This window comes from Pseudomonas fluorescens, assembly GCF_001307155.1.
Taxonomy (GTDB): domain Bacteria; phylum Pseudomonadota; class Gammaproteobacteria; order Pseudomonadales; family Pseudomonadaceae; genus Aquipseudomonas; species Aquipseudomonas helvetica.
Genome location: NZ_CP012830.1, coordinates 4,805,377 through 4,826,728, shown reverse-complemented (window position 1 = coordinate 4,826,728; position 21,352 = coordinate 4,805,377). Strand labels below are relative to the sequence as shown.

The window sequence follows — 21,352 nt, the reverse complement described above, 5'->3', positions numbered from 1 at the left end:
AGATGAGGGTTTGGCCAAGCCTGAACCGCAATCGCGGCCTGGCCTATTCCTCCAAGGAGGTACCTCGACCGGGCAAATAGAGGCTCAAGGCGCCAGGCGGCTGCGATACCACACCCTGTCCTGCAGGCGGTAATCGAGACGGTCATGCAAGCGGTCGGCACGCCCCTGCCAGAACTCCAGGCGTTCCGGGTGCAGGCAGTAGCCGCCCCAATGCTCGGGTCGCGGCACGGTCTGGCCAACGAAACGTTTGATGGTGTCGGCCAACAGCGATTCCAGCGCTGCCCGACTGACCAGCGGCCGGCTCTGCGGTGAAGCCCAGGCACCCAGCCGACTGGCCATGGAGCGGGAATCGAAGTACGCGTCCGAGAGTTGCGGATCGAGCCTGGACACCTGCCCTTCAATACGAACCTGACGCTCCAGCCCCGGCCAGAAAAACGTCATGGCGGCATTCGGGTTAGCGGCCAGTTGCAGGCCTTTGTCGCTCTGGTAATTGCCAAAAAACGTAAAACCGTCGTCGCTCAAGCCTTTGAGCAGCAGAACCCGGCAATGTGGTCGCCCGTCACTGTCGACCGTCGCCAACATCATGCTATTGGCCTCGACAGGCGCGCACTCGGTATCGCGTGCCTGTTGCAACCACTGTCGAAACATGGCCAGGGGATCGTCCAGCGCAGCCTCATCCTGTAAGCCATTAAGGGTGTAGTTACGGCGCATCTGAGCCAGGGAAAGGGGCATGACGGTGATCTCCGGATGGTTTTTCGCAGTGTGCGAGCCACTGCGCCAAGCCACCTTGACCGTCATCAACATGCTGCGCCGCCCAGACTTACTTAAGGCGAAGACGCCGGGCCAGTTTGTGCAGATTGCTGGGATCGACTTCCAGCAACCGCGCGGCGCTGGCCCAGTTTTCCCCGGAAAGGCTCAGGGCATGGAGAATTTTTTGCCGCTGACAATCGTCGACGGCGTCGCTCAGGGCCTGGAATGGCACATCAGACGTCACTTCCCGCGGCGGTTCGACGCTCGCCCCTGCAGCGCCCATCGTACTGTCGAGATCAAGGACGTGCGGCTCCAGCGTCATGATCAGCGCGCGACTGGTGCCACGGCTGAGCTGCTTCAACGCGGCGCGACTGATCACATGCTCCAGCTCGCGCACATTGCCCGGCCAGGTATACGCCAGCAAGGCCCGCTCGGCCGCAGGCGACAAGCGCAAACCACGCAGGCCGAGCCGCGCCCGATTGAGTTCCAGGAAGTGCCCGGCCAGCATCAACACATCGTGACCGCGTTCGCGCAGTGACGGAATCGGCACCGGGTACACCGAGAGCCGGTGATACAGGTCCGCACGAAACAGGCCATCGCGGATACTGTCTGGCAGATGCCGGTTGGTCGCGGCGATGATTCGCACATCGACATGCAACGGCTTGTCCGCCCCCAGTCGCTGGATCTCGCCGTTTTGCAACGTTCGCAGCAACTTCGCTTGAACGCTTAACGGCAATTCACCCACTTCATCGAGAAACAGCGTGCCGCCGTTAGCCGCATCGAAACGACCCGCGCGGTCGCTGGTGGCGCCGGAAAATGCGCCTTTGACATGGCCGAACAACTCACTCTCTGCCAAAGACTCCGGCAAGGCGGCACAGTTGACCTGTACCAGCGGCTTGTGGCTGCGACGCGAAAGACGGTGCAGCCGTCGGGCGAACAGCTCCTTGCCGACGCCCGTTTCGCCCAACAGCAACACCGGCAAATCGGAATCGGCCAGTACATCCAGCTCATTGAGCAACTGGTGCAACACCTCACTCTGCCCGAGGATTTCACCTTCATCCGCAGGCATCCGCAGGTCTTGAAGATCGCTGCGGGACAAGCGCAAGCTGCGGTTTTCCTGTTCAAGCCGGGTGACGCGCACGGCCGCTTCGATCTGCAACGTGCAACGCTTGAGCTCCTCCCGCGCACGGCTGTCGAAGGTTCCGGCATGCAGCGCATCGAGGGTGATCGCGCCCCAGATGCGACCCTCCACATACAGGCTCACACCCATGCAGTCATGCACCGGCAACGGCTCGCCGACATGGTTGTCGAGCAGGCCGTCATAGGGGTCCGGCAGTCGACTGTCCGGCTCGAACCAGGTCGGCTCGCGCGACGCCATGATCGCTGCCAGCCGAGGATGCTGAGCAATGACAAACCGGCGCCCCAACGCCTCATGCACCAGCCCCACCGTCGCGACAGGCCTGAGACTGTCGTCGTCCAGACGCAGTAATCCCACCGCGCCACTGTTGAAGTATTCGCGCAGGGTCTGCACCAGTCGTTGCAAGCGTACGGCATTGGGCAACTCGACAATCAGGTCGGCTGCCAGGCTTTCTCGCAGCATGGTAGTAATTACCCTCTATGGTTGGATTCACCCTGAAGCGTCAGGGTATCTATCACCACAACTAAAAATTAATCCATATGAATCAGTCGTTTAAATATGGCATGCCGGATGCAATGAGCCTGGGGAACCGTTGAAACCCAAATAAGGAACCCCGATGAGCCAGACCCTACTGGAACAAAGCCTCGGCCAACTGGCCTGCGATATACCCGGTGCCACCCGGATTTTTCATACCTTCAAACTGGACTTCTGCTGTGGCGGCCATAAAAGCCTGCGTGAAGCAGCCCAGGGCAAAAACCTCGACCCGATGCTGATTGCCGATGCCCTGCACACTCTGCAAGACGCCGGTGAAACCCAGCACGACTGGCGCAACGAGCCGTCGGAACTGTTGATCGCCCACCTCCTCACGCGCTATCACGCCCGCCACCGCGAGCAACTGCCGGAACTGATCCGTCTGGCCCGCCGGGTCGAGCACGTCCACGGCGCGCGCAGCAGCTGCCCCAATGGCTTGGCCGATCTCCTGACCAACATGCAACAAGAACTCGAAGGCCACATGCTCAAGGAAGAACAAGTGCCCTTCCCGATGCTGCAAAAGGGCATCGGTGCTCAAGCGGCTCCGCCGATCCAGGTGCTGCGCTTCGAACATGATCAACATGGCGAAGCGCTGGAAAAGATGCTCGCCCTGACCAATCACATAATCCCGCCCGCCGATGCCTGCAACACCTGGCGTGCGCTCTATCGCGGACTGTTGGAGTTCAAAGACGACTTGATGCAGCACATCCACCTGGAAAACAACGTGTTGTTCATTAACGCCCTGAACCCCCGCCATTGATCGCTTGCCGACCACACCCAACCCGCGCCATCCCACCGGTTGACGCGGGTTTTGTTTATGAAGGACGTCTTGCGATCAGCCATGCCAATAGAACATGGCCTTGGCCAGGATCACGATCAACAGCATGTGCCCGAGAATGCTGCGGCGAATCCAGCTTGCGCGGGGCGCGGTCAGGCGCGCGTGGGTCAGCCAATAGGCCAGCAGCAAGTAATGACCAATGATGCTCAGGGCCAACAGGATTTTCAGGCTCAGCAACGTACCAAAACTGCTGGCCAGCGGCTGACTCAATGCGCCCCGGTACTGCCATGCCAAACCGATGCCGGCGCCATATAACAGCAACACCACGCCGTGCAGCACCTTACGCGAGCGCACTGCAATCGTCTGGTCCGCGGTCAATTGCGCGGCCGCCATCAAATGCTGGCGGGCGTGATGCCAGATCACCACCTCGAAAAACAGCGTGCCGATAAAGGCAATCGCCGCCAACAGGTGTGTGACCAACAGATAGGGATACATCAGCGTCCGCCTCCTTCAGTTCGCTGGCTCATCCCGGATGACCGTCAACTCGGGTGCGCAGCAGCATCGGCCCATAACGCCAGGCGAACAACGCAAACGCCAGCGTCCAGCACAGACCGGCCAGCCACAACGCCGTCAATGGGAAAAACAGGATCAACACCACTCGGCTCAGACATGCCAGGTTGAGCACGATGAACGCCAGGGTCATGCCCGACGGCGGCTCCAGTGCACGACCGGTGTGCCCGAGGCTGACCCGCGCGATCATCGCCAGCACCAGGCCGCCCATGGCCCCAATAGTCAGGCAATGCACCGCCAGGCTCGGGTTAACCGGCACGCCAAAATGCCAGAACGCCATCCCGAGACACGCCACCGCCAACCAGCCATAGGCCAGGTGCAACGACCACAGCAACGGCACACGCCAGAGTGCCCGGTCATGCCAGCGCACCAGACGCACCAGATGCCCTGCCGCCAGCACCGCGAACAGCAGACCCACCCAGACATTGGGAACGAGCGCGGGTCCTGCGGCATACAACAACGCCACCAACGGCGAACCGACCAACAGCAGTCGATCCAGCCAGGGCCAGGCGGCAACACCTTCCACCCGACCAAGGCCACGCTGGGTGAAGAACGGAATCACCCGCCCGCCGATCAACCCCATCATCGCCGCCACCAGCCAGATGCCGGTCAGCACGCCCTGGCGCTGCCAGCCTTCATGCCCCTCGACCAAGCCATACAGGGACAACCCATCGGCCACGGCCAACAACAGCAAAACCAGCACAATCGGGTAGTTACGTTTCTGCCGCACCTTCCACAAGGTGAAGCCCATGAGGACCGCCACCGCCAACGGGAACGCCAGCTCCAGCACCGCGAGCAACGGCCACGGTGCGTTGGCCAGCCAGGCCACGCGCGCCAGTAACCACAGCAGCGCCAGCGCAGCCAACGGTTTGCCGCTGAGGCCGGGGCGACCGGTCCAGGTCTGCACGGCCGTCAGCAGAAAGCCCGCGATAATCGCCAGCGCAAACCCGAACAACAGTTCATGCCGATGCCAGCCCAGCCAACCGCCTGCCGGCTGCCAGCCGGAAATCCCACCACTGAAGGCGGCCAGCCAAAGCGGTATGACCAGCACCGCCAACAGGCAGCCCGCGAGGAAAAATGGCCGAAAGGCCAGCCGTAACAGCGGTGGGATCGCCAACGCTTTACGGCGCTCAAGCACTTGCATAAAGCCACTCCTCTGCCTTGTTGCGGACCTGGCACCAACCCGCAGGCGCCGAGGTAAATCCCGGGGCCATCATCGGGTATTACCGATCCATTGCCTTTGTCGCAGATCAAGTGTGCAAGGGGCGTGCCCCGATACTCATTCGAACCCCGGTGGCGAGGGGGCTTGCCCCCCGTTGGAGTGCGAAGCGCTCCTGAAACCAGCATCCGCGACGCGTCATATAGAACCCATCAGCCAGTTTTACGACTGCTGCGCAGCCGAACGGGGGCGAGCCCCCTCACCACGGGGTGATCGGCTCAGGGTAGAAATGACCATTTAAGGGTCATTTAAACCACTAGCCTAATGGTCTTTTTTACCCCATCTCCTGCCCCCCCCAATAAACAAGGGCCTCCGAGCCTGGCCCACGTCTTGCTCTGCATGGGCAACCTTATAGAAATCCTGGATCCCTCTCGATTGCCCGGAGTCCTCATGAAAAAAATCATCCAGCCACTGGCCTGGTTTGTGGTGTTGACCTCAGTCCTGGCCCTGGCCAGCAGTCTCTCCCTGGGCCTCGTTTGACGGGATAACCGCTCCTTCCTCAATCTTCAGGATGAATTTCCATGGTGCTTCATCGTGTCCATCACCAGATTCTGCGCAGTCATCACTTGTTCGAGCCGTTGAATGAAGAACAGCTGGATGAGTTGATGAGTACCAGCCACTTGCTGAGCATCGACAAAGGCGAGCCGTTGTTCCGTCAGGGTGAGCCGGCAGATTCGTTTTATTTCATAATTGCCGGGGCGGTGAAAATCTACCGGTTGACACCCGATGGGCAGGAGAAAGTGTTTGAAGTCATCGGGGATCGACAAACCTTCGCCGAGGCGATGATGTTGATGGACACACCCAACTATGTAGCCTCGGCCGAGGCGGTCTGCCCAACCCAGCTCTACCGGCTGTCCAACAGCACCTACATGCGCCTGCTCCAGAGCAACAGCCGGTTGACCTTTGCATTGCTCGGCAAGCTCTGCGTTCGCTTGCATCAACGGGTCAATGAAATCGAAACCTTGTCCCTGAAAAACGCCACCCACCGGGTCGTGCGTTACCTGCTGACGCAACTGGTGCGCCAGCAAACCGTAAACAGCCATTTCGAGCTGCCGATGGCCAAGCAACTGATTGCCGGGCATCTGTCGATCCAGCCGGAAACCTTTTCGCGGATCATCCGGCGCCTGATCGATGAAAACATCATCACTCAGGACGGCCGCCAGATCGCCATTCTTGATCGTCTGCGCCTGGAGCAGTTTGAGTGAGCACCTTGCCCGTCTGCCTGTATTGCCAACACCCTAACCCGCCAAAACAATCCGAATGCCTCCAATGCGGCATGCCCCTGCCGGCGATGGCCGAACGTGCTCAGGAACGTCGACTGCGCCGGTTCAGGTGGTTCTGTATCGGCCTGACAATCTTTTGCATAGCAATGTTTTTCGGGTTGCCACGCGGCATCAGTTGATGCCGCTTGAGTCAGACCCGGGCTCAAGGCTGAGTCAGTTGGCGATACAACTGCGGCAAACGCAGCGGCAATTGCTCAGGCTGACGGATCACGGTGTAGCCATTGGCGCCAAACATGTACGGCAGGTAATCCCCGGCCTCACGATCAATGGTGATACAGAACGGCGTCAGTCCTTGACGCCGTGCCTCCAGCACCGCCTCGCGGGTGTCTTCAACACCGTAGCGCCCCTCGTACAAATCCAGATCATTCGGTTTGCCATCTGTCAGCAGCAGCAACAGTTTACTGCGCCGTTTGCTGCTGCCCAGCAGGCGCGTGGCCTGGCGAATCGCAGCCCCCATGCGCGTGTAATACCCCGGTTTGAGCCCTTGAATACGACCGCGGGTGTTGTCGTCATAGCGCTGGGTGAAGGACTTGAGTTCCTGCATGCGCACTTGCTGACGACGCAGTGAGGAAAACCCGTACAGGGCGAAATCATCCCCCAGCCCCGACAGGGTTTCGCCAAACAGCAACAGCGTGTCGCGGATGACATCAATCACACGATGCTCATCGTTCAGGTGTGCGTCGGTGGACATCGACATATCGGCCAGCAACAGGCACGCCAGGTCGCGGCGCGTCTGGCGTTGCTCCATGAACAGACCGCGCTCGGCACACTGGCCATGCTCGCGTTCAACGTGAAAATCCAGCCAGGCCTGCATGTCCAGTTCCGAGCCCTGAAGTTGCTGGCGTAACCACTGACGGTCATTGCGCAAGTGCTCGAACTGGCGTCGCAGGCGCTGCGCCGAAACCTTCAACCGAGGCGGCAGCGGCTGCGCATCACAGTCACGGGGCACCATCATTTGCAGATTGACGAAGTCGCCCTGCATCTGCTGTTTTCGATAGTCCCACTCTGGCAACTTGATGCCCTCGCCCAAGGGAATATCGTCGACATCGGCCGGTGGCAAATCCAGGTGCAGCTTCAGCCCGCCGCCCTTGCGCAGCCGGGTGCGCGACAGGGTCAATTCGTCCAGATCATCAGCGACCCTGGCGGCGTCCGGGTCTTCGCTGTCATCCGACCAGCGATCCAGGTCCACGTGTTCGGTCCAACTGAACAGGTTCTCCAGGCGCACCACCAACAATCCACCGTCACGGGGGCTGTCATCAATGCGTTTGGCGCGTTTGCGCCCACCTTTCTGCTCGCCGGGTGGAGTCGTCAACGATTCTTCGGATTCATCACCCAGATCGGCCGCCAGCGGGCTGGCGAGATGTTGCGGCGGGTACAACCACAACGGCAGCGGCCATGCGGCCCGTTCGCTACGCGGAAAATCCTCGACACTGCCCGGCTCGCGCAACGCCTGGCATAAGACGCGCTCCAGTGCCGCTTCACTACGGCTCAATGAGGCCGGGTCCGGGCGCAATTGCAGGTGGGCCTCGACCAATCGCTGGTAGCGCGCGCGTAGTGCTGGATAGCGCCGCAACAGCAATTGCGTCCAGCGCTGGTTGTCCCGCCCCCAATGCCGCATCCGACCAGCCTGCGCTGCCAGCAACGCGAGCCAACGATAGAGCTCCTCATTCAGTGCGACTTCAGGGAACACCGCGAGGCTCGACGGCAGCCGCAGGGTATTTTCGTCACACCACGCCAAGGGCACTTGTTTGCAGGTGCCGGCGATTTGCTGCAGCACGTTACGCCGCAGCAGCAGGTCGCGGTCGCTGGCCGCTTCAAGCCCGATGCCATTGGCACCGCCCATGGCGCGGAACAACAGCGCCAGTGGGCGTTGCTGGTTGATCAGTTCAACCCGTGCTTCGGGGAAATCCGGGCTGGCGCGCCGGGTGATAAAGCGGTGCCAGGCACTGCCTACCCACTCTTCCAGTTCGACGGTAAAGGCCATGCTGTTTGCCCTTGTTGGACACCAAAAAAACGGCCCGCTGTATCAGCCGGGCCGACCTTTTCTAGCCGTTAACCCGGCTCATGAAGGCACCACGGCCGCCGGGGCGCGCAAGGCGGCACGCCCCCGCTGCTTGAAACTGAACAAATAGCAGAGCAGCCCGGCGAGGAAACCGACCCCGGCCCCCAGACGCGTCCAGAACAGCACCTGCAAATGTTCGACCGTGGCCATGAACGGCAAGGCAATTCCGTCAGCCTGCCAGCGTTGCAGGTAGATCTGTACAACACCGGCAGCGGTGAGCAACAACGTGATCATCACCATCGACAGGGTCATCATCCAGAAGCCCCAGATCTCCAGAGTCTGCGAGCGCTCGTCGCCGGCCTCACCCAACCCGCGCAAGCGTGGCATGGCGTAGCTGATCAAGGTCATGACGATCATCGCGTAAGCCCCGTAGAAGGCCAGGTGAGCATGAGCTGCCGTCAGTTGCGAACCGTGGGTGTAGAAGTTGACCGGGGCCAGGGTGTGTAGAAAGCCCCAGACGCCCGCACCGAAGAAGGCCGTCACCGTGGTGCCCTTGGCCCACAGCGTCGCGGCGCGGTTCGGGTGTTGCCGACGCCGGTTCTTCACTGTGCTGAAGGCGAATATCACCATCGCCAGGAAGGGCAGCGGCTCCATCGCGGAGAAGATTGAACCGACCCACAACCAGACCTCAGGTGCGCCAATCCAGAAGAAGTGGTGACCCGTGCCGATGATCCCGGTAATCAGCGCCATGGCGATAATCACATACAGCCATTTCTCCACGACTTCCCGGTCTACACCAGTGATCTTGATCAGCACGAAGGCCAGCATCGCCCCCATGATCAGTTCCCACACGCCTTCCACCCAAAGATGCACCACCCACCACCAATAGAACTTGTCGCGGGCCAGGTTGCCGGGGTTATAGAAGGAAAACAGGAAGAACACCGCCAGCCCGATCAGCCCGGTCATCATGACCATGCTGACGGTGGTCTTGCGACCTTTGAGCAGGGTCATGCCGATGTTGTAGAGAAAGCCCAGGCACACCAGCACAATGCCCATCTTGGTGATGGTTGGTTGCTCCAGAAACTCGCGCCCCATCGTCGGCAGCAACTCGTTGTGGGTCAACCTGGCCAGGCCGGCATAAGGCACCAGCAAGTAACCGAGGATAGTCAGCACACCAGCAGCGGCGAATACCCAGAACAGAATGAGCGCCAGCCTTGGACTGTGCAGTTCGCGATCGGCCTCTTCCGGAATCAAGTAGTAGGCAGCGCCCATAAAGCCGAACAGTAACCAGACGATCAGCAGGTTTGTGTGGACCATTCGCGCCACGTTGAAGGGAATGATCGGGAACAGAAAATCCCCGATCACGTATTGCAGGCCCATGATCAAACCGAACAGCACCTGACCAAGAAACAGCATCAAGGCGAACACGAAGTAGGGTTTGGCCACAGCTTGCGAGGCAAATTTCAGATGCGGATTAGCCATGCTCATCTCTCAGCCCTCCTTGTTTGGCGGCCAGCCATTGGTATTGATTTTCGAGCTCCATTTGAGGAACTCGGCGATGTCGTCCACCTCCTGCTCACTCAACTTGAACTGAGGCATCGCTCGCCGGCCCGGTATGCCCAACGGCTGCATTTTCATCCAGGCATGCAGGAAGGGTTTGAAGCCGTCCTCCCCGCCCCGGCGCTGGAACACATTGCCCAACTCAGGCGCAAAGTAGGCGCCTTCGCCCAGTAATGTGTGGCAGCCGATGCAGTTGTTTTGCTCCCAGACCGTTTTGCCGCGTATCACTGATTCAGTTAATTGCGCTTCATTGCTGCGCTTTGGAAAGGTTTGTTCCGTGTGATAGGTCAAAGCCAGGAATATCAGGAAGAAAAAGATGCTTCCCCCGAAATAGATGTTCCTGGCCATGCCTTTTGTGAAGGTCTCTGACATGGTCGCTTCCTCGTTGCTTGGCCCGTCCATGATAGGAAGCGAAGGGTTGAAACCCGCTTGATGGCGATCAAGAAAGCCAGATGGTTTGGTCGGGTATAGGCACCAGGACGCCAGGCACTACCCGTGGCGAGGGAGCTTGCTCCCGTTGGGGCGCGCAGCGGCCCTAAAACCAGTCACCGCGAATATTCAGATAGAAAGCAGGCACAGGTTTACGGCTGCTTCGCAACCGAGCGGGAGCAAGCTCCCTCGCCACGGGTTGGCTAGTCGACCAACACCAGCGTCAGCCCCACAACGACTGCCAAAACCAGCGCCCAGCTCACCATCAACCGGCGCCACAATTGCGGCGCATGGCGCATCTCCATGAAGCCATCGGTGATCAGCCAGGCCTTGCCAACCGCCACCAGCAAAATGGCAATGGACAACAGCCACGTCGCGCCGACTTGTGACAACACAACGGTGCACACGCTTAACGTGGCCAGCGCGGCCCAGCAGACCAGCAGTAACCTGGAAGCGGACATAAAACCTCCCGTCAATTCAGCACGTAGACCAGCGGAAACAGCACGACCCAGATCAGGTCGACCATGTGCCAATACAGCACACCGGATTCAAACCCGCTGCGATTGTCTTCGTTGTACAAGCCACAACGACAACGCTCGGCCAACCATCCGAGAATGACCATGCCAAGCAATACATGGAGAAAATGAAAACCGGTGAGGATCCAGTAGAGGGTGAAAAAAGTGTTGTGCTCCATGCCCAGCCCCGAGGCCAGCAAGTGCTGGTATTCGGTAAGTTTCAACACCACGTAGACGCTGCCGGCAAGCAACGCTGCCAACAAAAGCACGGCGCCGTGGCGGGACCGAGAGCGCCTGACTTGTTCCTGAGCCAGCGCGGCGAACAGCCCGGCGGTGAGCAGGCTCAGGGTCATCGCCAGGCCGGTAGAGGTGTAGAGCAACAGACGGCTTTCGCCGAACAGCTGCGGCTTGAGCGCCTGGGTCACGGCGAACGCCAGAATCAGAACGGCGAACACCGACAGCTCGGCCAGAATGAAGAACCACATCGCCAAGTCGCCCGGCAGGTGACCACGCACAACGCCCCTGGACTCAGCCGAAGTGGACATCAACCACGTCCATCAGCGCCGCAACCGTCAGCGGATCATCGCTCAACGGCTCGGCCAGGCAGGCCATGCACGCCTCACGCGGACTCATGCCGGAGCGGATCATTCGCGCCGTGAAAATCAGCAGCCGCGTTGAGGCGACCTCTTCCAGATCATGCTGATCGAGCCGGCGCAGCGCCTGCCCCAGCCTGACCACTTGCGCCGCCAGGGCGCAGTCCACCTGCGCTTCCCTGGCGACAATGCGCTCTTCGTCAGCCACCGGCGGATAGCCGAAGCGCATCGCCACGAAGCGTTGGCGGGTGCTGGGTTTCATGCCTTTGAGCAGGTTCTGGTAACCGGGGTTGTACGACACCACCAGCATGAATGAGGGCGGCGCCTTCAACACTTCGCCGATGCGTTCCAGAAACAATTCCCGACGATCATCGGCCAGTGGATGCAGTACCACCACGGTGTCCTGACGGGCCTCGACCACTTCGTCGAGGTAGCAGATACCTCCTTCTCGCACCGCGCGGGTCAACGGCCCATCCTGCCACCACGTGCCCTGGGCGCCGATCAAATGCCGGCCGATAAGGTCGGCGGCACTTAGATCATCGTGGCAAGCCACGGTGTAGAGCGGCAGTTTCAGCCGGTGGGCCATGTGCTGGACGAAACGGGTCTTGCCGCACCCGGTCGGGCCTTTGATCAGCACCGGCATGCCGTGACGCCAGGCCTGCTCGAACAGCGCCTGCTCATTATTCAGCGGTTGGTAGAACGGTTCGACGTGGTGTTCGCAAGACGGGATACGGTCCATGGGCTGCCTGTTCCAAAAGCGGATTCAAGCAACACGCTACGAGCGCCTGCGACAACCTGGCAAGTGACATGGCCGGCAAACTTGATCGCGGTCAAGCGAGCATTGGCCTGCTCGGGCATAGCCTTGCACGGCACTAAGAACCTGCGTTCTGCGCTGCCGTCAAAGCACATCGCAAAGGTCTTGCCTGAGGAGAAATGGAATGCTGATCAGCAATAGAAAAACGTTTGCTCTGACTGCCGCCACACTGTGTTCAACGCTGGCCCTGGCAATGAGTCATGCCGTTGCCGCTGAGGAACCTGCCGCAGGAGCGGCCACCCCGCCCATGGTCAAAACCGCGGGAGCGCCGGACCTGAGCCAGGCCGACTTCGACGCATCCAAGGAGATCTACTTCCAGCGCTGCGCCGGTTGCCACGGCGTTCTGCGCAAAGGTGCCACCGGAAAACCACTGACACCGGACATCACCCAGTCCCGTGGGCAACCGTATCTGGAGGCCTTGATTACTTATGGGTCACCGGCGGGCATGCCGAATTGGGGGACGTCCAACGCCCTGACCAAGGACCAGATCACGGCAATGGCCAAGTTCATTCAGCACACGCCGCCAACGCCGCCGGAATGGGGCATGGCCGAGACGCTGAAAACCTGGAAAGTACTGGTCAAGCCCGAGGACCGTCCGAAAAAACAGCTGAGCAAACTCAATCTACCCAACCTGTTTTCGGTGACGTTGCGCGATGACGGCAAGATCGCTCTGATCGACGGTGACAGCAAGAAAATCGTCAAGCTGATCGAGACTGGTTATGCGGTGCACATCTCGCGTATTTCAGCCTCCGGTCGCTACCTGCTGGTGATTGGTCGAGACGCCCGGATCGACATGATCGACCTGTGGCCGGTGGAGCCGACCAAGGTCGCCGAAGTCAAAGTGGGCATCGAAGCACGCTCGGTGGAGACCTCCAAGTTCAAGGGCTACCAAGACAAATACACCATCGCCGGTTCCTATTGGCCGCCGCAGTTCACCATCATGGATGGCGAAACCCTGGAGCCGAAGCAAATCGTCTCGACCCGTGGCATGACCGTCGACAAACAGGAGTACCACCCGGAACCCCGGGTCGCGGCGATCATCGCCTCCCACGAATGGCCGGAGTTCATCGTCAACGTCAAGGAAACCGGCAAGGTCATGCTGGTCAATTACCAGGACATCAAAAACCTCACCGTCACCTACATCGATGCCGCGCCGTTCCTGCATGACGGTGGTTGGGACAGCACTCATCGGTATTTCATGACCGCCGCCAACAACTCCAACAAGATCGCCGTGATCGACTCCAAAGAGCGCAAATTGACTGCTTTGGTGGACGTCGGAAAAACCCCTCACCCAGGCCGCGGCGCCAACTTCGACCATCCGGCTTACGGGCCAGTCTGGGCCACCAGCCATCTGGGAGATGACGGTATCTCGCTGATCGGCACCGACCCGATCAAACACCCGCAATACGCCTGGAAACAGGTCGCCTCGCTCAAGGGCCAGGGCGGCGGTTCGTTGTTCATCAAGACCCACCCCAACTCGCGCCACCTGTATGTCGACACCACCCTCAACCCGGACGCCAAGCTCAGTCAGTCGGTGGCGGTGTTCAATCTCGACAAGCTCGACGCCGGCTACACCGTGCTGCCCATCGCCGAGTACGCCGGCATCAAGCAAGGGGCCATGCGCGTTGTACAACCGGAGTACAACAAGGCCGGCGATGAGGTCTGGTTCTCCGTGTGGAGTGGCCAGGCAGACGAGTCGGCACTGGTGGTGATCGACGACAAAACCCTGAAGCTCAAATCAGTCATCAAGGACAAACGGCTGATTACGCCCACCGGAAAATTCAACGTCTACAACACCCAACACGACATTTATTGAGCTCCATCAATGAAAGGAATCGTCATGAAAAATACGCTGATATCACTGATCGTCCTGGCTGGCGCATTGAGCCTGCAACCGGTGATGGCGCAAGACGCGCCAGAGCTGTTCAAGAGCAAACCCTGCGCCGCCTGCCATGCCATCGACACCAAGCTCGTCGGCCCGGCGCTCAAGGAGGTAGCCACCAAGAACGCTGGTGTCGCCGGTGCCGCCGATACCCTGGCTAACCACATCAAGAACGGCACACAAGGCAATTGGGGACCGATACCGATGCCGGCCAACCCAGTAACGGATGAAGAAGCGCAGACCCTCTCGACCTGGGTCTTGAGTCTCAAATAGCCAACGGGAGGGCGTCATGAAGGTTTATCGACACGCGGTGCTTCTGGCGGCCCTCCTCCTCATTTGCGCGACCTCGGTAGCGACGCCGGACGCCAAGCGTCAGGCGCAACTCGAACACCTGCTGGCCCAGGATTGCGGTGCCTGTCATGGGCTGCGAATGACCGGTGGGCTGGGCCCTGAACTGACCCGTAGCGCATTGTCCGGCAAGCCCCGGGGCAGCCTGATTGCCACCGTCACCCAAGGTCGCCCCGGCACCGCCATGCCCGGTTGGGGCCCGCTGCTCAGTGCTGACGACATCCGTTGGCTGGTCAATCTTCTTCTCCAGGGATATCCCGCATCATGATCCGTTCAATCCTGCTGTCAGCGGCGACCGGCCTCTTGTTATCCGCCTGCGTTCAGTCCCCCCTGCGCGGCACGGGCGACCTGGGTGTAGTGATTGAGCGCACCAGCGGTAGCGTACAAATCATCGAAAGCGACACCCGCACCGCGCTGGCTCGCCTCGAAGGCTTGGGCGACCTGTCCCATGCCTCGGTGGTGTTCTCCCACGACCAGCGTTATGCCTATGTGTTCGGTCGCGACGGCGGACTGAGCAAAATCGACCTGCTGACCCAACGCATCGACCATAGGGTCATCCAGGGCGGCAACAGCATCGGCGGCGCAATCAGTCAGGACGGCAAGTTGATCGCGGTGTCCAACTATGTGCCCGGCGGCGTCAAGGTATTCGATGCCAACACCCTGCAACAGGTGGCCGACATTCCCGCCACAGCCCTGGCCGATGGCAGCAAACGCTCTCGGGTGGTTGGTCTGGTGGATGCCCCCGGACAACGTTTCGTGTTCAGCCTGTTCGATAGCGGCGAAATCTGGACCGCCGACTTCAGCCGAGGCAACACACCGCAGATCAACCGCTTCAAGAACATCGGCCAACAGCCCTATGATGCCTTGATTACCCCGGATGGGCGCTATTACATGGCCGGGTTGTTCGGCGAAGACGGCATGGCCCAACTCGACCTCTGGCATCTGGAGCGTGGCGTGCAGCGGGTGCTTGGTGATTACGGGCGCGGCCAGGTGAAATTACCCGTCTACAAGATGCCCCATCTGGAAGGCTGGGCGGTTGCTGACAACCAGGCCTTTGTGCCCGCCGTCGGCCACCATCAAGTACTGGTGATGGATTCGCGCAGCTGGCAGCAGACCGCGGCCATCCCTGTGGCCGGGCAGCCGGTGTTCGTCACCTCACGGCCAGACGGTCGGCAGCTGTGGGTCAATTTCGCCTACCCGGACAACGATCGGGTTCAGGTGATCGATACCGAAACCCACGCCGTGGTCGCCGACCTGCGACCGGGGCCGGCGGTGCTGCACATGGAGTTCACCGCGCGCGGCGACCAGTTGTGGCTGTCATTACGCGATGGCAATCAGATTCAGGTCTGGGACCCGTACAGCCTGAAACTGCTGAGCACCCTTCCCGCCATCGCGCCGAGTGGCATCTTCTTCAGCAGTCGCGCACAGAAAATGGGCTATTGAAATGAACCTCGACCTGCTCAGTCGCCAACTGATCGATCGCTTCCAGCACGACATGCCACTGTGCCCGGAACCGTATAAAGAGATCGCCAAAGTCCTCGGTTGCGACGAGGCGCAAGTGCTGGCCTGCCTGCAAGCAATGGATCAGGCCGGCACCCTCTCGCGGATCGGCCCGGTGTTCGAACACAGCCGCGCCGGGGCCAGCACCCTCGCCGCCTTCGCCGTGCCCGCCGAACGCCTGCAACAAGTCGCCGAGCGCGTCAGCCAGTATCCCGAGGTCAATCACAACTACGCACGGGAGCATTTCTACAACCTGTGGTTTGTGTTGACCGGGCCTGATCGCCCACACATCGAACGCGTACTCGACGAACTCGAGAAAGATACCGGCCTCACGCCGCTGGATCTGCCGATGTTGACCGCTTACCGCATCAACCTCGGTTTTGCCCTGGGAGAAGGCCCATGAAGCCGGGATTGAGCCCCAAACAGGCACTGGCGCTACGTCGGCATCTGGAAGGCGGATTGCCGAGAGTATCACGGCCTTATCAGGCCCTCGCGGAACGGATAAGCGCCGATGAAAACCAGGTGCTCGCGCAAATGCATCAGTGGCACGAACAAGGGCTGTTTCGGCGGGTCGGTCTGGTGCTCAACCATCGCGCGCTGGGTTTTGCTGCCAACGCCATGCTGGTGCTGGATGTTCCGGACGCGCTGATCGACGAAGTCGGCCAACGCCTGGGGCAAGCGCCCGGTATCACCCTCTGCTATCAACGGCCGCGGCGCCTGCCGCAGTGGCGCTACAACCTTTTCTGCATGGTTCACGGGCGCCAACGCGCGCAGGTCGAGGCGCAGATCCAGGCGTTGCTGGAAGAACACTTGCTGAGCGACCTGCCCCACCAACTGCTGTTCAGCACCCACGTCTTTAAACAGTGCGGCGGACGCTTTGCCGCCTCCTCAACGGGAACCACGCCCCATGGATGATCTTGACCGTCGGCTGATCAACCGTTTGCAACTGGGCCTGCCGCTGGTGCGTAACCCCTGGCAGGCACTGGCCAGCGAACTGGACAGCAGCAGTACTGAATTGCTTCACCGCGTCCACGAACTGCTCTGTGAGGGAATACTCACGCGCTTCGGTCCGATGTTCGACATCGAACGCCTCGGTGGCGCCTTCACCCTCGCGGCGCTGGCGGTGCCGGAAGAACGGTTCGAAGAGGTCGCCGAGCAACTGCACGCCCTGCCTGAAGTGGCGCACAACTATCGACGCGAACACGCCTGGAACATGTGGTTCGTACTCGGCTGCGCGACCGAACAAGGCATCACCGAAACCTTGCAGCACATCGAAACCCTGACCGGTTTGCCGCTGCTCAACGTGCCCAAAGAGGAGACTTACCATGTCGGTCTGTACTTCCCGGTCTGAAGACACCCTGGCACACCGACTGATCGAATTGACCCAAGCGGGCCTACCGCTGCTGGACGACCCTTGGACCTGGCTCGCCGAACAGCTGAACCTGAGTATCGAATCGACCCTGGATTTGCTCAAGCGCTTGCAGGCCGAGGGCGCGATCCGACGCATCGCCGCCGTCCCCAACCACTATCGCCTCGGATATCGCTACAACGGCATGACAGTCTGGGATGTGCGCGACACCGATATGCCGCGCCTCGGTGCGCTGATCGGTGCGCAGCCTTTTGTCAGCCACTGTTATCGACGCCCGCGACGAACCGCGTGGCGCTACAACCTGTTCGCCATGGTCCACGGTCGCAGCCGCGAGGAAATCGACAGCTACCGCGAACACCTGCGCTACTTGCTGGGCGACGCCTGTGTCGCCGACGAGATGCTGGTGAGCAGTCGCATCCTGAAAAAAACCGGTTTACGGCTACCGCCAGCACCACGCTGAACACACGCTGGCTCAAGGAGATTTGCATGTTGAGGATCAGCCAATATCTGCGTGCCCTGACCGACCGGGTGCCTGCCCCCAGAACCAGTCCTCCGGGCAGCAACCGGCCGCCGGTGGTGATCTGGAACCTGCTCAGGCGCTGCAACCTGACCTGCAAACACTGCTACGCCACCTCGGCCGACAGTGTCTTTCGCGACGAACTGGATACGGCCGCCGCGCTGACCGTGATTGACGACCTGCACGACGCTGGCGTGAAGGTACTGATTCTTTCCGGGGGGGAACCGCTGTTGCGCGAGGATCTGTTTGTGCTCGGTGCCTATGCCCGCGCCAAAGGTTTCTTTGTGGCCTTGTCCACCAATGGCACGCTGATCGATGAGCAGAACATCACGCAGATCAGCGCGGCGAAGTTCGACTATGTCGGGATCAGCATCGATGGCCTGGAAGCCACCCATGACACCTTCCGCCAGCTGAAGGGCAGCTTCGCCCGCTCCATGCACGCGATCCAGCTCTGTCGCGAACAAGGCATTCGCGTCGGGCTGCGGACCACATTGACCCAGGCGAACCATGCGCAGCTGCCCCAGCTGCTGGCGTTGATGCGCGAGTACGACGTGCAAAAGTTTTATCTGTCGCACCTCAACTACAGCGGTCGCGGCAAACGCAGCCGCCAGCTCGACGCCCGACAGCAGATGAGCCGCGAGGCGATGACGCTGATCTTCGAACGGGCCTGGGAAGACATCCAGCACGGTCGCGACAGCGATTTTGTCAGCGGCAACAACGATGCCGACGCGATTCTCTTGCTGCAATGGGTGGGCCTGCATCTACCCGAACATTACCCACGCCTGGAACATATGCTCCGCGCCTGGGGCGGCAACGCCTCGGGCAGCGGCATCGCCAACATCGACAACACCGGTGAAGTACACCCCGACACCTATTGGTGGCAGCACTCGGTGGGCAATGTCCGGCACACGCCGTTTCGCACACTGTGGCTGGATCACCCGGACGCCTTGTTGCAGCAGCTGCGCGCGCATCCTCGGGCCGTCGGTGGCCGCTGTGGTCAATGCCGCTGGCTAAGCATCTGCAACGGCAATACCCGCACCCGCGCCTGGGCCGAAGGTGATCTCTGGGGCCAGGACCCCGGTTGCCACCTCAGCGATGAAGAAATCGGCATACCACCCTCAACGATCATCCCTTGCGTCATGCACTGAAGCACCCGCCTGGCGAGCCATCTGACACAGGATGGGGCCGGACCACCTGATGAAGCACCAAGGACGTCCCATGCATCCATCGATTATTTTACCGGCTGCACTTGAGTCCCCGTTCAGACCGGGCGAAGTCGCCTTGGTCGGCGCCGGCCCCGGCGATCCACGCTTGCTGACCCTGCGTGCCTGGAGCCTGTTGATGCAAGCCGACGCCGTGGTTTACGACCGCCTGATCAGCCCCGAGCTGCTGACGCTGATCCCCCTCACCTGTGCCCGGCATTACGTCGGCAAGGCGAGCGGCTGCCACAGCCTGCCCCAGGAACAGATCAACGAACTACTCGCCGACCTCGCCGATCTGGGGCAGCGCGTGGTCCGGCTCAAGGGTGGCGACCCGTTCATATTCGGCCGTGGCGCCGAGGAGTTGGAGTATCTGCTGCAACGTAACATTGATTGCCAGGTGGTCCCCGGCATTACTGCCGCCTCCGGGTGTAGCGCTTACGCCGGCATTCCGCTGACCCATCGGGATCTGGTCAACTCCTGCCGTTTCATCACTGGGCACCTGCAACGCGATGGAGAGTTGGCACTGCCCTGGAGCAGCCTGGCAGACAGCACTCAGACCCTGGTGTTTTACATGGGGTTATCGAACCTTGGGATTATCGCGCAGCGCTTGATCGAGGCCGGAATGCCCGCCGACACGCCGGCGGCGCTGATCAGCAACGGTACGCGGCCCGACCAGCATGTTGCTCGAGGCAGGCTGCACCAGTTACCGACCCTGGCGCAGGATTGCCCACCTGGCATTCCGACGCTGACGGTGATCGGCAAAGTGGTTGATCTGTTCGCTACTCAACAACAGGAATACCCGGCGCGTTTTTACCCCGCCCCAGCGCTGCAACGCTACCCCAAGGTGGCGATATGAGGCGGATTCTGCTTGCCCCATTGTTGTGGATCGGTCCGGCTCATGCCGGTGCGGCGGTTCTGCCCTCCGACGCGGCCGCCAACCTCTACCAACAGCATTGCCAGAGCTGCCATGGCGCCAACCGTTTCGGCGGTGCGGGGCCGGCCTTGCTGCCGGAGAGTCTGAGCCGGATCAAACCTGACGAAATCCGCAGCGTTATCCAGAACGGTCGCCCCGCGAGTCAGATGACCGGGTATGCCAACGTGTTCAACCCCACGCAGATCGACGCGATGGTGGATTACCTTCAGCAACCACCCGCCACCCCTCCCACCTGGAGTAACGATGACATTCGCGGCAGTCATTCCATTCTCACTGATATCAACAAGCTGCCCGACACTCCTCAGCATGGCGCCGATCCACTGAACCTGTTCGTGGTGGTCGAAGCCGGCGATCATCACATCGACATCCTCGACGGCGACCGCTTTGAAGTGCTGGCACGGTTTGCTTCGCACTTTGCCGTGCATGGCGGGCCGAAGTTCTCGCCGGATGGACGCTTCGTCTACGTGGCCTCTCGCGATGGCTGGATCAGTCTGTATGACTTGCACAACCTGAAACTGATCGCCGAGGTCCGCGCCGGGCTCAACACCCGCAACCTGGCGGTGAGCAAGGATGGCCGCTGGGTACTGGTGGGCAACTACTTGCCAGGCAATCTCGTGGTGCTCGATGCCCACGATCTGTCGCTGGTCAAAACGATCCCTGCGATCGGTCAGGACGGTACCGCGTCGCGGGTCAGCGCGGTGTACACAGCCCCGCCGCGTAACAGCTTCATCGTCGCACTCAAGGATGTGAAGGAAGTCTGGGAGCTGCCCTGCGCCGGCACACCGGACTTCGAACCGCGACGGATCAAGGCAGAGGATGTGCTGGACGACTTTTCCTTTTCACCGGACTACAAGCAACTGCTGGCCACATCGCGCAAAGCCAAGGGCGGCCAGGTGATCGACCTCGACAGTGGCAAGGTGGTCACCGACATTCCGCTGCCGGGCATGCCGCACCTGGGGTCGGGGACGTATTGGAAACGTAACGGTGAGTGGGTGTTCGCCACGCCGAACATCAGCAAGGGCCTGATCTCGGTCATCGACTTCAAGACCTGGAAACTGATCAAGGAAATACCGACCCTGGGGCCAGGATTCTTCATGCGCAGTCATGTCAATTCGCGGTATGCCTGGACTGATGTGTTTTTCGGTCCCGACAACGATGCGATTCACCTGATCGACAAACAGACTCTGGAAATCGCCCACACACTACGCCCGATGCCCGGCAAGACCGCCGCCCACGTCGAATTCACCCGCGACGGTCGCTATCTGCTGCTGAGTATCTGGGCCACCAACGGTGCGCTGATTGTCTACGACAGCAACACCCTCAAAGAGATCAAGCGCCTGCCGATGAACAAGCCCTCGGGCAAGTACAACGTCGGCAACAAAATCGAGTTTGCTGAGGGCACTTCACACTAGACCTTG

Annotated in this window: 24 protein-coding genes; 14 read left to right on the top strand and 10 right to left on the bottom strand. The window is 60.6% G+C overall.

Going from position 1 to position 21,352, the window contains the following annotated elements; translation table 11 throughout:
* Positions 1 to 84 precede the first annotated feature (84 nt).
* Both pdxH and norR read right to left on the bottom strand, forming a co-directional pair.
* Complete coding sequence (gene pdxH / locus AO353_RS22035) at positions 85 to 732, bottom strand: pyridoxamine 5'-phosphate oxidase (protein WP_054598298.1); 648 nt, start codon at positions 730 to 732, stop codon at positions 85 to 87.
* 88 nt (positions 733 to 820) lie between these two features.
* Entirely contained in the window at positions 821 to 2,350 is a 1,530-nt protein-coding gene (norR, locus tag AO353_RS22030) for a nitric oxide reductase transcriptional regulator NorR (RefSeq protein WP_054596862.1), read from the bottom strand.
* A gap of 154 nt (positions 2,351 to 2,504) precedes the next feature.
* Between norR and ytfE the strand changes: the two genes are divergently transcribed.
* A complete protein-coding gene (gene ytfE, locus AO353_RS22025; RefSeq protein WP_054596861.1) occupies positions 2,505 to 3,179 on the top strand; it encodes an iron-sulfur cluster repair protein YtfE in 675 nt (224 codons plus the stop codon).
* 75 nt (positions 3,180 to 3,254) lie between these two features.
* Here ytfE and AO353_RS22020 read toward each other — a convergent pair whose 3' ends face one another.
* Complete coding sequence (locus AO353_RS22020; RefSeq protein WP_054596860.1) at positions 3,255 to 3,692, bottom strand: hypothetical protein; 438 nt, start codon at positions 3,690 to 3,692, stop codon at positions 3,255 to 3,257.
* Positions 3,693 to 3,720: 28 nt separating this feature from the next.
* Positions 3,721 to 4,911 (bottom strand): NnrS family protein, encoded by a 1,191-nt coding sequence (locus AO353_RS22015; protein ID WP_054596859.1) that lies wholly within the window; start codon positions 4,909 to 4,911, stop codon positions 3,721 to 3,723.
* A gap of 596 nt (positions 4,912 to 5,507) precedes the next feature.
* On the opposite strand from AO353_RS22015, the gene AO353_RS22005 reads away from it, so the two are divergent.
* Together AO353_RS22005 and AO353_RS31655 are read left to right on the top strand one after the other, a co-directional pair.
* A complete protein-coding gene (locus AO353_RS22005) occupies positions 5,508 to 6,191 on the top strand; it encodes a Crp/Fnr family transcriptional regulator (protein WP_054596857.1) in 684 nt (227 codons plus the stop codon).
* Positions 6,188 to 6,388, top strand: coding sequence for a protein DnrP (locus tag AO353_RS31655; RefSeq protein WP_081013795.1), 201 nt, complete (start codon positions 6,188 to 6,190; stop codon positions 6,386 to 6,388). Before AO353_RS22005 ends, AO353_RS31655 begins: the two co-directional genes overlap by 4 nt.
* Positions 6,389 to 6,411: 23 nt before the next feature.
* Here the strand turns inward: AO353_RS31655 and AO353_RS22000 are convergent, their stop codons facing one another.
* The 6 genes from AO353_RS22000 to AO353_RS21975 form a co-directional block, all read right to left on the bottom strand.
* Positions 6,412 to 8,253, bottom strand: a complete 1,842-nt coding sequence (locus AO353_RS22000) for a nitric oxide reductase activation protein NorD (RefSeq protein WP_054596856.1) — start codon at positions 8,251 to 8,253, stop codon at positions 6,412 to 6,414.
* A gap of 78 nt (positions 8,254 to 8,331) precedes the next feature.
* Positions 8,332 to 9,759, bottom strand: a complete 1,428-nt coding sequence (locus AO353_RS21995; protein ID WP_054596855.1) for a cbb3-type cytochrome c oxidase subunit I — start codon at positions 9,757 to 9,759, stop codon at positions 8,332 to 8,334.
* 3 nt (positions 9,760 to 9,762) lie between these two features.
* Entirely contained in the window at positions 9,763 to 10,203 is a 441-nt protein-coding gene (locus AO353_RS21990) for a c-type cytochrome (RefSeq protein ID WP_054596854.1), read from the bottom strand.
* A gap of 260 nt (positions 10,204 to 10,463) precedes the next feature.
* A complete protein-coding gene (locus tag AO353_RS21985; protein WP_054596853.1) occupies positions 10,464 to 10,721 on the bottom strand; it encodes a cytochrome C oxidase subunit IV family protein in 258 nt (85 codons plus the stop codon).
* Positions 10,722 to 10,732: 11 nt separating this feature from the next.
* Positions 10,733 to 11,320: a cytochrome c oxidase subunit 3 gene (locus AO353_RS21980; protein ID WP_054596852.1), complete on the bottom strand. Its 588-nt coding sequence runs from the start codon at positions 11,318 to 11,320 to the stop codon at positions 10,733 to 10,735.
* Entirely contained in the window at positions 11,304 to 12,107 is an 804-nt protein-coding gene (locus AO353_RS21975) for a CbbQ/NirQ/NorQ/GpvN family protein (RefSeq protein WP_054596851.1), read from the bottom strand. Before AO353_RS21975 ends, AO353_RS21980 begins: the two co-directional genes overlap by 17 nt.
* Before the next feature lie 199 nt (positions 12,108 to 12,306).
* On the opposite strand from AO353_RS21975, the gene AO353_RS21970 reads away from it, so the two are divergent.
* The 11 genes from AO353_RS21970 (at position 12,307) to AO353_RS21920 (ending at position 21,346) form a co-directional block, all read left to right on the top strand.
* A complete protein-coding gene (locus AO353_RS21970) occupies positions 12,307 to 13,998 on the top strand; it encodes a nitrite reductase (protein ID WP_054596850.1) in 1,692 nt (563 codons plus the stop codon).
* Between the two features lie 24 nt (positions 13,999 to 14,022).
* Positions 14,023 to 14,337, top strand: a complete 315-nt coding sequence (locus tag AO353_RS21965) for a c-type cytochrome (RefSeq protein WP_054596849.1) — start codon at positions 14,023 to 14,025, stop codon at positions 14,335 to 14,337.
* Between the two features lie 16 nt (positions 14,338 to 14,353).
* Positions 14,354 to 14,680 (top strand): c-type cytochrome, encoded by a 327-nt coding sequence (locus tag AO353_RS21960; protein WP_054596848.1) that lies wholly within the window; start codon positions 14,354 to 14,356, stop codon positions 14,678 to 14,680.
* Positions 14,677 to 15,855, top strand: coding sequence for a cytochrome D1 domain-containing protein (locus AO353_RS21955; protein ID WP_054596847.1), 1,179 nt, complete (start codon positions 14,677 to 14,679; stop codon positions 15,853 to 15,855). The genes AO353_RS21960 and AO353_RS21955 overlap by 4 nt, the downstream gene beginning before the upstream one ends.
* Position 15,856: 1 nt before the next feature.
* Positions 15,857 to 16,315: an Lrp/AsnC family transcriptional regulator gene (locus tag AO353_RS21950; protein ID WP_054596846.1), complete on the top strand. Its 459-nt coding sequence runs from the start codon at positions 15,857 to 15,859 to the stop codon at positions 16,313 to 16,315.
* Positions 16,312 to 16,827, top strand: coding sequence for an Lrp/AsnC family transcriptional regulator (locus tag AO353_RS21945; RefSeq protein ID WP_054596845.1), 516 nt, complete (start codon positions 16,312 to 16,314; stop codon positions 16,825 to 16,827). Before AO353_RS21950 ends, AO353_RS21945 begins: the two co-directional genes overlap by 4 nt.
* A complete protein-coding gene (locus AO353_RS21940) occupies positions 16,820 to 17,263 on the top strand; it encodes an Lrp/AsnC family transcriptional regulator (RefSeq protein WP_054596844.1) in 444 nt (147 codons plus the stop codon). Before AO353_RS21945 ends, AO353_RS21940 begins: the two co-directional genes overlap by 8 nt.
* Complete coding sequence (locus tag AO353_RS21935) at positions 17,238 to 17,741, top strand: Lrp/AsnC family transcriptional regulator (protein ID WP_054596843.1); 504 nt, start codon at positions 17,238 to 17,240, stop codon at positions 17,739 to 17,741. Before AO353_RS21940 ends, AO353_RS21935 begins: the two co-directional genes overlap by 26 nt.
* 26 nt (positions 17,742 to 17,767) lie before the next feature.
* On the top strand, positions 17,768 to 18,946 hold the full coding sequence (gene nirJ, locus AO353_RS21930; RefSeq protein WP_054596842.1) for a heme d1 biosynthesis radical SAM protein NirJ: 1,179 nt from the start codon (positions 17,768 to 17,770) through the stop codon (positions 18,944 to 18,946).
* Between the two features lie 70 nt (positions 18,947 to 19,016).
* On the top strand, positions 19,017 to 19,856 hold the full coding sequence (gene cobA, locus AO353_RS21925; RefSeq protein ID WP_054596841.1) for a uroporphyrinogen-III C-methyltransferase: 840 nt from the start codon (positions 19,017 to 19,019) through the stop codon (positions 19,854 to 19,856).
* Positions 19,853 to 21,346 carry a cytochrome D1 domain-containing protein gene (locus AO353_RS21920; RefSeq protein ID WP_054596840.1) on the top strand — a complete coding sequence of 498 codons (1,494 nt, stop codon included), beginning with the start codon at positions 19,853 to 19,855 and terminating at the stop codon, positions 21,344 to 21,346. The genes cobA and AO353_RS21920 overlap by 4 nt, the downstream gene beginning before the upstream one ends.
* The last annotated feature ends 6 nt before the right edge of the window (positions 21,347 to 21,352 follow it).